The organism is Vagococcus salmoninarum, from assembly GCF_003987495.1.
Lineage (GTDB): Bacteria > Bacillota > Bacilli > Lactobacillales > Vagococcaceae > Vagococcus_D > Vagococcus_D salmoninarum.
This window is the reverse complement of the sequence record NZ_NGJU01000022.1, coordinates 1-12120: the sequence shown is the minus strand read 5'-3', so window position 1 is coordinate 12120 and position 12120 is coordinate 1. Positions and strand designations below refer to the sequence as shown.

At 37.3% G+C, this 12120-nt stretch carries 9 protein-coding genes; 8 read left to right on the top strand and 1 reads right to left on the bottom strand.

The features are described from left to right. The first annotated feature begins 63 nt into the window (after nt 1-63). On the top strand, nt 64-1269 hold the full coding sequence (locus tag CBF35_RS12620) for a multidrug efflux MFS transporter (protein ID WP_126781757.1): 1206 nt from the start codon (nt 64-66) through the stop codon (nt 1267-1269). Nucleotides 1270-1385: 116 nt separating this feature from the next. Here the strand turns inward: CBF35_RS12620 and CBF35_RS12615 are convergent, their stop codons facing one another. Further along, entirely contained in the window at nt 1386-1571 is a 186-nt protein-coding gene (locus CBF35_RS12615; RefSeq protein ID WP_126781755.1) for a DUF2929 family protein, read from the bottom strand. Nucleotides 1572-1747: 176 nt separating this feature from the next. Here CBF35_RS12615 and dnaE point away from each other — a divergent pair, with 176 nt between their 5' ends. The 7 genes from dnaE to CBF35_RS12580 all read left to right on the top strand — a co-directional run bounded on the left by dnaE (nt 1748) and on the right by CBF35_RS12580 (nt 11957). Next, nucleotides 1748-5059: a DNA polymerase III subunit alpha gene (gene dnaE / locus CBF35_RS12610; RefSeq protein ID WP_126781836.1), complete on the top strand. Its 3312-nt coding sequence runs from the start codon at nt 1748-1750 to the stop codon at nt 5057-5059. Between the two features lie 173 nt (nt 5060-5232). Further along, nucleotides 5233-6195 (top strand): 6-phosphofructokinase, encoded by a 963-nt coding sequence (gene pfkA, locus CBF35_RS12605; RefSeq protein WP_126781753.1) that lies wholly within the window; start codon nt 5233-5235, stop codon nt 6193-6195. 52 nt (nt 6196-6247) lie between these two features. Further along, a complete protein-coding gene (gene pyk / locus CBF35_RS12600) occupies nt 6248-8011 on the top strand; it encodes a pyruvate kinase (protein ID WP_126781752.1) in 1764 nt (587 codons plus the stop codon). Between the two features lie 177 nt (nt 8012-8188). After that, on the top strand, nt 8189-9634 hold the full coding sequence (locus CBF35_RS12595; RefSeq protein ID WP_244922602.1) for a S41 family peptidase: 1446 nt from the start codon (nt 8189-8191) through the stop codon (nt 9632-9634). A gap of 121 nt (nt 9635-9755) precedes the next feature. Beyond that, entirely contained in the window at nt 9756-10298 is a 543-nt protein-coding gene (gene lepB / locus CBF35_RS12590) for a signal peptidase I (protein ID WP_126781750.1), read from the top strand. A 29-nt stretch (nt 10299-10327) separates the two neighbouring features. Continuing rightward, the gene (gene ylqF, locus CBF35_RS12585) at nt 10328-11191 is read left to right on the top strand and encodes a ribosome biogenesis GTPase YlqF (protein WP_126781748.1); all 864 of its coding nucleotides are present in this window, start codon (nt 10328-10330) and stop codon (nt 11189-11191) included. Then, a complete protein-coding gene (locus CBF35_RS12580; RefSeq protein WP_126781745.1) occupies nt 11181-11957 on the top strand; it encodes a ribonuclease HII in 777 nt (258 codons plus the stop codon). Before ylqF ends, CBF35_RS12580 begins: the two co-directional genes overlap by 11 nt. The last annotated feature ends 163 nt before the right edge of the window (nt 11958-12120 follow it).

Below are 12120 nucleotides of genomic sequence, written 5' to 3'. Positions count from 1 at the left end.
TGTATACTTAAATTATGTATAATTATAAGTCGAAGACGACTAATAGAAAGATGGAGAGAATAAATGCGAGTTGATTGGAAACGAAATATGTATATAGCTTGGGTAGGCTGTTTTTTTACAGGAGCTAGTTTTAGTTTAGTCATGCCATTTATTCCTGTTTATATTGAAACATTAGGAGCACCAAAAGATAAAATTGAATTTTATGCAGGCTTATCCATTAGTGTGACGGCTTTAGCGGCTGGTTTAGTCGCCCCAATTTGGGGAAACTTAGCAGATCGCAAAGGTCGCAAATTAATGATGGTCAGAGCAGCTGCTGGAATGACGTTAACGATGGGGGCTTTAGCCTTTGTACCTAACGTTCAATGGTTACTGATTATGCGCTTCTTCACAGGAGTGCTGTCAGGCTATATTCCAAATGCCACGGCGATGATCGCCTCACAAGTCCCGATGGAAAAGAATGGTTGGGCTTTAGGGACGTTAGCAACTGGTACCGTGGCGGGTAACTTGATTGGCCCTTTAATGGGCGGGGCCTTGGCAGAAGCTTTTGGCATCAAAAATGTCTTTTTAATTACTGGGACAGTCCTTTTAATTAACACCGTCTTGACAATCTTTTTTGTCCATGAAGAATTTACGCCAGTTGAGAAGAAAAATTTAATTTCGACAAAAGAGCTTTTCAAAAAAGTCGACAAACCGACCTTGCTCTTTGGCTTGTTTGCAACGACCTTGATTTTACAAATCGGCATTACTAGTATTAGCCCGATCTTAACGTTATATATTCGTCAGCTAGGTGGCAATGTCTCGAATATTTTATTTGTTAGTGGCTTAATTGTCTCAGTTGCTGGAGTCTCAGCCTTTATTTCATCACCTATTCTCGGTAAGCTTGGTGATCGTGTAGGGAATCAAAATGTCCTGTTAGGGGGCTTAGTCTTTTTCTTACTATGTATTTTCCCAATGGCCTTTGTTAAAACGCCTTTTCAACTAGGCGTGCTTCGTTTCTTAATGGGCTTTTCAACAGGGGCACTAATGCCATCAATTAATTCTTTAATTAGTAAATTGACACCACGTGAAGGGGTTAGTCGAATTTTTAGTTTCAATCAGATGGCTCAAAACTTTGGGCAAGTAGTCGGACCGATGATCGGGTCGATGATTGCTAGTGGTTACGGTTATCAATGGGTCTTTGTCGGGACCTCAGGCTTTATTGTCTTAAATATTGGTATCTCCTTGATGAATTTCAAAGGAACAATCGGCAAAAAAATTAGTTTTAAATAAAAAATAAAAAGCTGAATTCTCAGAAGAAGGACCAAAAACCCTGGTCTTGCTCTAGAATTCAGCTTTTTTAATACAAAAAAACAATACAAACAGCGTATTGTTTACAATAGAGTTATTTAATTGCTAGGACTTTTTTCTTTTGGTTGAGATACTTCACCAATAATAATCACAATTAAAGCAATAACGATAGAACCAATCAACGCTTCAGGGAAACTATAGACGCTATGGTTTAAAGCAGCTCCTAAGTAGCCAGCGATTTGTCCGATAATGATTGCCCAAAGTAACACAATAATATGACGCATACTGTTACACCTCTCTTCATAGCATATTTTAGCACAGTATTTGTAAAAGTGAAAGAAATATTAGTCTAAGTTAAGGCTCTGGATAAAGTTCCTTCTCGCTTTTTTCGTGTTATAATAGTAAATAGAGAGATGAATGAAAGGAAGGAGGAGTGCCCGTGATAGGACAATTACAAGTGATGACTTCCTATTCCTTATTAGCAAGTACTAACAGGATTGGAGAAATTGTTTTAAAAGCCAAAGAATACGGCTATGATGCTTTAGGGATAACTGATTTAAATGTCATGCATGGTGTGGCAGAATTTTATCAAATGTGTCAGAAACATCAGATTAAACCTTTGATTGGTCTCACTATTGACTATTATCAAGGAACTCAATCAGATGAATCAGCTCGTTTGCTTTTATTTGCTAAAACTCAAAAAGGTTATCAACAATTGATTAAAATATCAACGATGAAGATGGAATTACCAGCTAAAGATAAATTGTATTATAGTCAATTTAAAGAGCTGTTAAATGACTTAGTCGTGATTTTTTCCGATATAGATTCAGAAGTCGCAACCTTGTTTCAAGAGCAAAAAGAATCAGCTTTACAAGAGCTAGTGGCAGACTTAAAGAACCGAGTGGATCCTGAAAGTTTATTTGGTGGCTTAACTTTGCATGATGAGAACCCTCGTAAAGAAAGCTGGCTGAGTTTTTTAAATGAACAACAGATCCCAGCAGTGGCGCTACAAGATGTTCGTTATTTGAATCCTAGTGATGATTTTGCTTTAAAAGTTTTAAAAAGTATTGATGAAGGGACTCGGATTAGCCCAGAGGCCATTCAACAAAGTGGCGAGTATTATTTGCCTACGGCTGAAGCCATGAGAACTAAATACGACGCCCACAATTACAGGGAAGCCATCGCTAATCTATCTTTAGTGACTGACTTATGTACTTATGAAATGAGCTTTAACCAGACGTTGTTGCCTCACTTTGAAGTTCCTGAGGGCTATTCAGCTAAAAGTTATTTACGTGAAATTTGTCAGAAGAATTTACCGAAACGGGTTAAAAACTTAGATGGCAGGTATTACGAACGATTAGAACTAGAATTGTCAGTTATTAGTGAGATGGGATTTGATGATTACTTTTTAATTATTTGGGACGTTATGAATTTCACAGCAGCGGAAAAAATTGTGATGGGTCCTGGTCGGGGCTCAGCAGCTGGTTCGTTAGTAGCCTACGTGACGAATATTACTGATGTCGATCCAATTGAATATGAGCTCTTATTTGAGCGCTTTTTAAATAAAGAACGCTACACAATGCCAGATATTGATTTAGATATTCCTGATAACCGACGAGACGATGTTTTAGCTTATGTTAATCAGAAATACGGCAACCATCATGTGGCGCAAATTGCGACTTTCGGGACAATGGCAGCTAAAATGGCTTTAAGAGATGTTTCGCGGGTCTTTGGCTTGTCACAAAATGAAGCCAATCAATGGTCGGCAGCCATGCCAAACGTTTTAAAAATCACTTTAGCTGAAGGGTTGAAACAATCTAATAAACTCCAAAAATTAGTTAATGAGTCAGAACGTAACCGTTTAATCTTTGACACGGCTTTACGGATTGAAGGACTATCTCGCCACGTTTCCACTCATGCAGCAGGTGTTGTCATTAGTGATGTAGACTTAACTGAACTAGTGCCCTTGCAAGCAGGTTCGAATGAGATTCCTTTAACTCAATTTGCAATGGGGGACGTTGAAGCAATCGGCTTACTAAAAATGGATTTCTTAGGTTTAAGAAATTTAACTATTTTAGACGGCACCTTGCAGCAAGTGAGACGAATTTATCAAAAAGAAATCATCTTAAATCAATTACCAATGGATGATGAGAAGACCTTAGCATTATTTAACAAGGCTCAAACAGTGGGCATCTTTCAATTCGAATCTCAAGGGATTAAAAACGTCTTGCGGAAACTAGGTCCTACATCAATTGAAGATGTGGCGGCAGTCAATGCCTTGTATCGACCAGGTCCAATGGATAATATCGACCTCTTTGTTCAACGTAAAAAAGGTCAAGTTGCCATTGAATACCCTCATGACAGCTTGAAAGAAATTTTAGACAAGACTTATGGCATTATCGTCTATCAAGAACAGATTATGCAAGTGGTCTCAAAAATGGCTGGCTTTTCTTATGGGGAAGCAGATATTTTAAGACGGGCGATTAGTAAAAAAGAGAAAGTTATTTTAGATGAACAACGGCAACACTTTGTTGAAGGCTCATTAAAAGAAGGCTACGATCTAGAAACAGCCAATCAAGTTTACGACTATATCGAACGCTTTGCTAACTACGGCTTCAACCGCTCTCATGCCATGGCCTACGCCTTTATCGCTTATCAAATGGCATATTTAAAAGTTCACTATCCGGCACCATTTTTTGCTGCTTTATTGAATTCAGTTCGCCATAACTTGCCTAAAATTAAAGAATACATCGTTGAAGCTAAACGCTTTAACTTAAAAATTAAAGGCCCGGACATTAATCAAAGTTACTACGGCTTTTTCTTAGATAAACAACACATACTATTCGGCTTTAGTTCTTTAAAAGGGATGCGTAAAGACTTTATAAGCAATATTGTGGAAACTCGCAAAGCTAACGGCAAATTTAAGTCATTAGATGATTTTTTACTGAGAATTGATCGCAAGTGGTTAAAAGAAGAGACGATCTTACCATTAATTTTAATTGGTTGTTTTGATAATTTACATGGCAATCGCAAACAGTTAGTTGTCGATTTAGACGGCATGATTAAAAATATTTTATACAGTGGCGGTAGTATGGACTTACTATCGATCTTAAGTTTAAAAAAAGAAACGATTGAAGACTACTCCATCGAAGAGAAGCTAGATCAAGAAGAGCAGTATTTAGGAACTTATTTGTCAGGACATCCGATTGATGATTTTAAAACAGTCCGAATTGTCAAAAACGTTCAGCATGTTAATCAACTAGAAGTAGGAACAAAAGGGACCTTACTAATTTATAGTCGGAGTATCCGGATTATTCGGACGAAAAAAGGGGAACAAATGGCCTTTATCGAAGGAAATGACGATACTTCTGAAATTACTATTACGGTCTTTCCAAGATTATATAAAAAAATTGCTAAAGAATTAAAAGAAAATACTGTTTACTTAATTGAAGGAAAAGTTGAAAGAAGTAACTATAATCAAGAAATCCAAGTTTTAGGAGAAAATATTATCAGTTCTGATCAATTAAAAAAGACGATTGGTTCTAAAATATGTTATATTAAAGTAGCTAAAACAGAAAAAGACCCAGATCAAAAAGTTGAGGCAATTAAAGAACGATTAACAGAACATAAAGGAATTTACCCAGTCATTGTTTATCTTGAACATAATGCACAAAAAATCATGTTAAGTGACGAATATTGGGGGAATAATGGCGTTGAGCTCCAAAATGAGTTATCCTATTTAGTAGGACAGGAAAATGTTGTTTTTCAATAGAAGAGACTGAAAAGAGTGCCTTTTCTAAGAATTTTCATTTTTTTTCATGAATATTTCTGTTTTACAAAGACTTTTCATTATAAAAATGGTAGAATAGTTTCGAGGTTTAAGTATTATATACATTTATCAAATCTTTAAATGTGTGTCAAAATAATTATTGAGGTGAGAGTCGAATGAAACGTATCGCTATTTTAACAAGTGGTGGAGATGCACCTGGCATGAACGCAGCAATTAGAGCAGTAACCCGTAAAGCAATTCACGATGGCATGGAAGTCTATGGTATTAACTATGGCTATGCTGGATTAGTTGCCGGAGATATTCGCAAACTAGAAATTGCTGATGTTGGAGATAAAGTTCAACGAGGTGGAACTTTCTTGTATTCAGCCCGTTATCCTGAATTTGCAACACAAGAAGGTCAACTTAAAGGAATCGAACAACTTAAGAAATTTGGGATTGAAGGGCTAGTCGTTATTGGCGGCGATGGATCATACCATGGCGCCATGGCTTTAACTAAGCACGGTTTCCCGGCAGTCGGAATTCCTGGAACAATCGATAATGATATTCCTGGGACTGATTTTACAATTGGTTTTGATACAGCAATTAATACTGTTTTAGAGTCAATGGATAGAATTCGTGACACAGCAACATCTCATGTCCGGACATTTATTATTGAAGTGATGGGACGAAATGCTGGGGACATCGCTCTTTGGGCCGGTGTAGCTGGTGGTGCAGATGACATCATCATTCCTGAGCACGATTTTGATGTGGCAGCTGTCGCAAAAAAAATCACCCAAGGTCGCGACCGTGGCAAAAAACATTGTTTAATTGTTTTAGCTGAAGGCGTCATGGGCGGTAATGAATTTGCTGAAAAATTAGCAGAACATGGCGATTTCCATGCCCGGGTATCAGTTTTAGGTCACGTTGTTCGTGGTGGATCACCATCGGCGCGCGATCGTGTTTTAGCAAGTAAATTCGGCTGGAAAGCTGTTGAATTGCTAAAAGAAAATAAAGGTGGACTATGTATCGGGATCCGTGACAATGAAATTGTTGCAACTGATATTGTCGATACTTTAGAAAATGGCAAACATCACCCTGATTTGTCACTTTATACCTTGAATCAAGAGATTTCTTTTTAATTTGTTAATGACTTGTTTATTAAAATAATTTGAATATAGGAGCGTTTATGTAATGAAAAAAACGAAAATTGTTTGTACTATTGGACCAGCTAGTGAGACTGTTGAAATGCTAGTAGATTTAATGAATGCAGGAATGAATGTTTGTCGTCTTAACTTTTCACATGGTGATTTTGAAGAACACGGTAACCGTATTAAAAATATCCGCGAAGCTTCAAAAATTTCAGGCCAACGTGTCGCAATTCTTTTAGATACAAAAGGACCAGAAATTAGAACACATAACATGGTTAATGGCGAAAAAATTACAATCGTTAAAGATTCAACCGTTCGTATTTCAATGACTGAAATCGAAGGAACACCTGAAAAATTCTCTGTTTCTTATGAAGAGTTAATCAATGATGTTGAAATTGGCACGCATATTCTTTTAGATGATGGTTTAATTGATTTAGAAGTTGTCGAAATCGACAAAGCAGCTAACGAATTAGTGACAATCGCTAAAAACGAAGGGTTACTAGGTAGCAAAAAAGGAGTTAACGTTCCTGGTGCTTCAATTAACTTACCAGGTATTACTGAAAAAGATGCGGCTGATATTGAATTCGGAATTCAAAACGATGTTGATTTTATTGCAGCAAGTTTCGTTCGTCGTGCAAGTGACGTCCTTGAAATTACTCGTATTTTAGAAAAAAGTGACGCGACTCATATTCAAATTATTTCTAAGATTGAAAACCAAGAAGGTGTTGACAACTTAGATGAAATCTTACAAGTTTCAGACGGCTTAATGGTTGCTCGTGGGGACTTAGGTGTTGAAATCCCAACGGAAGATGTGCCGATTGCTCAAAAATTAATGATTAAAAAATGTAATGCTCTTGGGAAACCAGTTATTACAGCGACACAAATGTTAGACTCTATGCAAAAAAATCCTCGTCCAACTCGTGCTGAAGCAAGTGACGTAGCTAACGCAATCTACGATGGAACAGATGCTATTATGTTATCAGGTGAAACAGCTGCAGGGGATTACCCAGTTGAAGCCGTTCAAACAATGACAAGCATTTCTGTTAGAACTGAAGAAGCGTTAGTCGATCAAGATGCTTTTGCTTTAAAAGCCTACAGTAAAGCCGACATGACTGAAGCAATTGGTCAATCAGTTGGACATACTGCTCGTAACTTAGGAATTAAAACAATCGTTGCAGCGACTGAGTCAGGTCACACTGCCCGCATGATTTCTAAATACCGTCCGAAATCACATATTGTAGCGATTACTTTTGATGAAAGAAAAGCTCGTGGTTTAGCTTTGACATGGGGAGTTTTCCCAACAGTTACTGAAAAACCTGAATCAACAGATGATATGTTTGCTTTAGCAACAGAAGTTTCTATGAATGAAGGCTTTGCTAAAGAAGGCGAATTAATCCTAATCACAGCTGGTGTTCCAGTTGGTGAGCGTGGTACGACTAACTTAATGAAAATTCAATTAATTGGTTCTAAATTACTTGAAGGCCAAGGAATTGGTCGCGATTCATTAATCGCAACATCAGTTGTAGCAACTTCTGCTGAAGAAGCTAACAAAAAAGCAGTTGAAGGGTGTATTCTAGTTGTTAAAACAACTGATAAAGATTACATGCCAGCAATTGAATTAGCTGGAGCTTTAGTTGTTGAAGATGGTGGTTTAACATCACATGCAGCCGTTGTTGGAATTGCTAAAGGCATTCCAGTAATCGTTGGTGCGAAAGATGCGACAACAATTATCGCTGATGACACATTAATTACCGTTGACCCTCGTCACGGCGTTATCTTTAATGGAGCAGCAACAGTTTTAGCATAAATTTATTAATCTTAAAGCTAGGAAGATCTCATCTTCCTAGCTTTTTTCTTTGTTTATCCAAGGAAATAACAATCTTTTAGGACTGAAATGTGCTAAAATAATAGAATAGTTTGCATCGAGAGGTCTTTTAAGCAAAGGCAAAGCTCTTAGAAAAGAAAAAGAAAGAATGTGATTTTAGTGGATAATAAAGAAGCGAACACCATCCCCTTTAACAGACACTTGATTTCATTAGCTTGTGTTGCAATTATTGCAAGTGGTGGAACTTATAAATTAATGGATATTAAACAAGAACGAGCCCGTCAACAAAGCGAATTAACGTACCCTCATGGTGAAGATTTAGCCAAAGTTAATGCGACTTATGAAACGATCGTCAGTAATTACGTTGGTGATATTGATAAAAATGAGTTGATTAACGGTGCGATTAAAGGCATGACAACGGCCTTAGATGACCCTTACTCAGATTATTTAGTCGATGATGAGTCGGAAGATTTAAATGAGACAATTACCGGTAGTTTTGAAGGCATTGGCGCAACAATGCAAGTTGATGGTGACCAACCGAAAATAGCCGAACCGCCAATCAAAGATTCACCTGCGGAAAAAGCCAAATTAAAAGCCAATGATTTAATTTTAAAAGTGGATGGCAAAGAAACGGCGGGTCAAGAGTTAACCGAAGTCGTTTCCAAGATTCGTGGTAAAAAAGGCACTGAAGTGACCTTAACGATCGAACGTGATGGCAAAGTTTTTGATGTCACTTTAACAAGAGACACGATTCCAATTGAAACGGTCTTTAGTAACATTGATAAAAATGACAAAACAGTTGGGAATATCCGAGTAGCCACATTTACTGAACATACGAGTCAAGAATTCCATGATGCCATTGTTGACTTACGGAAAGCAGGCGCTAAATCTTTCATTATTGATATGCGGCAAAACCCAGGTGGTCTTTTAGATCAGGCGGCTATTATGTCTAGTATGTTTTTAAAAGACGGCAAAACAATTGTTAAATTTGAAGATAAAAACGAAAATAAAGAACAGTTAGTCGCTAGTAAAAACTTAGATGGTGGCTTTAAAGTAACAGAACCAACAGTTGTTTTAGTCAATGAAGGCAGTGCTAGTGCATCAGAGATTTTTGCTGCTGCCTTAAATGAGTCAGCAGATATCAAAGTCGTAGGCGCAACGACTTTTGGCAAAGGCACAATGCAAAATGTTCAATCGCTAGGCAACAATAGCAACTTGAAGTTAACGACTAACAAGTGGTTAACGCCAAAAGGCACGTGGGTCAATGAGAAAGGCTTAAAACCTTCAGTCACAGTTGATTTCCCAAGTTATTACGATTCGATTCCGATCGATCGCAGTCAGTCATTTAAGTTAGGTGATACCGGGGAAGAAATTAAAAATATTAATTTGATCTTAAATGGTTTAGGCTACGATGTCCCTAAAGACTCAGATAGCTACTCAGAACAAACAGAAGCTAGTATTAAAGAAGTTCAAGAGAAAGCTAAGTTAGAAGTGACAGGTAGTTTAGATAAAGAGACTGCAACTGCCATTGAAATGGCGTTGTATGAACAAATTATAAAAAATGACTTAATTTATGAAGCAGGCCTTAAAGTCTTAACTAAATAGTTATAACGATGTTGTGGAAGTCTGTGATGTCCCTTAAATCAGGGATTTGCTAAAATTAAACATAGCAATTTCCTTTAATTTTTATTATGATGGAGTAATCAAAGGGATTGGGAGCGAAGTTATGGGAAAGAAAATAATGGAAACAAGTGCATATTGGCTTAAAATGGCTGTTTTAGCCGGGATTTTAGTTTTTATTATCCGCGGCTTTGTTTTCATACCGATGAAAATTGAAGGAAGTTCAATGGCGAAAACCCTTTTACAAGGGGATCAAATTGTTTATGATAAATTTTCAAAGATCAAACGTTTTGATGTGATTATTTTTCAGCAACCAGATGGCACTATTTTTGTCAAAAGAGTGATAGGCATGCCTGGGGAACACGTTCAGTACATTGATGACGAACTGTTTGTCGATAGTCAAATTATCGACGAAGATTTTTTAGGCCAAGCTAAAATTAAAAGAAGTAGTAATCAATACACGACTAACTTTGATTCAAAACAAATCTTGAATAATAAAAACATTTCAAAAGATGCGTATTTTGTCTTAGGTGATAATCGCCGCTTAAGTAAAGACAGCCGCTCCTTTGGTGAAGTTAAAAGTGACGATGTGATTGGTAAAGTTCAAATGGTTTACTATCCATTAAATAGAATCAATAGAATTAAATAATCAGTTAAGAAGATATGGAGTGTAACAACATGACGATACAATGGTTTCCAGGACACATGGCGAAAGCCCGTAGAGAAGTAACAGAAAAATTGAAATATGTCGACATCGTTTTCGAATTAGTCGATGCTCGTTTACCAATTTCAAGTCGTAATCCAATGATGGATGAAATTGTTCAACAAAAACCGCGCTTAATTTTATTAAATAAAGGGGATTTAGCCGATCAACGTGAAACCCAAAAATGGCGTGATTATTTTGTAGCTAAAGGTCACGCAGCCTTGATTATCAACTCTCAAGAAGGACGAGGTATTAATCAAATTGTACCTGCCTGTAAAGAAGTTCTCAAAGAAAAGATTGAACGTCGAGCTAGCAAAGGGATGAAACCCCAAGCAATCCGAGCGATGGTTATTGGCATTCCTAACGTTGGAAAATCGACTTTAATGAATCGTTTGATCAAAAAAAATGTTGCCAAAACGGGAAACAAACCAGGAGTCACGAAAGGCCAACAATGGTTGAAAGCTGGCAAAGATTTAGAGTTATTAGACACGCCAGGGATTTTATGGCCTCGTTTTGAAAATCAAGAAATTGGTCGAAAACTTGCATTAACTGGGGCGATAAAAGACAACTTGCTACACATGGATGATTTAGCCATGTACGGATTAGACTTCTTTGGTCGTTATTATGAAAAAGATTTACAAAACCGCTATAGTTTAACTGAAGAAGAGTTGGAGTTAACGACAGTTGAGCAATTATTGTTAATTACTAAAAAACGAGGCTACAAAGATGATTACGATCGGGCCAGTCAAATGATCATTCAAGAAATTCGTGCTGGTAAAGTTGGGACTTATACGTTAGATCGCTACGATTTGCTTGAGGAATTAACTAATGACAAGTAAGAATATCCCGATTAGTGAGATCAAAGATCAGTTACTAAGTGTTAAAGACCTTGAAGACCCCATTTATCAGAAATTTATGACTGATGAACGAATTGGTGTCCAAAAACTGATCCTCAGTTGTCAAAAACGTCTTGAAAAAGCGGCGCTAATGTTAGCCGAAGCCTATGAAAGACAAGCTTACGAACGTCAAGCTTATCAAAGTGGCTATCACGTAATTGCCGGCATTGATGAAGTTGGCCGTGGCCCTTTAGCTGGACCGGTGATTGCCGCTGCCGTGATTTTACCAGAGGAAGTTGAACTAATTGAAGTCAATGATTCTAAGCAAGTCTCTGAGAAAAAACGGGACTTGTTTTATGAGCAAATTATGGATGTTGCCTTAGCTGTTGGCATTGGTGTTGTTTCAGAAGGGGAAATTGATCAATTAAATATTTACCAAGCGACGAAACTAGCCATGAAAAAAGCGTTAGCCAACTTGGACTTACAGCCTGATTGTCTATTAATTGATGCTATGAGTTTAGATGATGTAGCCATTCATCAAGAAAACATTATCAAAGGCGATGCTAAAAGTGTCTCAATTGCCGCTGCTAGTATTGTGGCTAAAGTCACTCGTGATCGCTTGATGAAAGATTATGGCCGAACTTATCCAGGTTATGGTTTCGAAAATAACGCTGGTTATGGCACAAAAGAACATCTAATTGGTTTAGAAAAGCTAGGACCTTGTCCGATTCATCGCAAAACCTTTGCACCAGTCAAAAATTATTTTTAATAAAGTAAAAGCTCTGATTGACTGCGTATTTTTTAGGCTCTACGTCAAATTGTGTGGATGGCTAAAATTTAGTCGAATAAATAGTTACTTAGGCAGCTTCATCAGAAATGGTGAAGTTGCTTTTTTGTGTCACTTTAAAACTGATTAGAATGCGGTGTTTAAA

Coding starts and splice junctions, on each gene's coding strand:
- CBF35_RS12580 (WP_126781745.1), top strand. CDS start 11,181: ATGACAAGTAAGAATATCCCGATTAGTGAGATCAAAGATCAGTTACTA.
- pfkA (WP_126781753.1), top strand. CDS start 5,233: ATGAAACGTATCGCTATTTTAACAAGTGGTGGAGATGCACCTGGCATG.
- pyk (WP_126781752.1), top strand. CDS start 6,248: ATGAAAAAAACGAAAATTGTTTGTACTATTGGACCAGCTAGTGAGACT.
- CBF35_RS12620 (WP_126781757.1), top strand. CDS start 64: ATGCGAGTTGATTGGAAACGAAATATGTATATAGCTTGGGTAGGCTGT.
- CBF35_RS12615 (WP_126781755.1), bottom strand. CDS start 1,571: ATGCGTCATATTATTGTGTTACTTTGGGCAATCATTATCGGACAAATC.
- dnaE (WP_126781836.1), top strand. CDS start 1,748: ATGACTTCCTATTCCTTATTAGCAAGTACTAACAGGATTGGAGAAATT.
- lepB (WP_126781750.1), top strand. CDS start 9,756: ATGGGAAAGAAAATAATGGAAACAAGTGCATATTGGCTTAAAATGGCT.
- ylqF (WP_126781748.1), top strand. CDS start 10,328: ATGACGATACAATGGTTTCCAGGACACATGGCGAAAGCCCGTAGAGAA.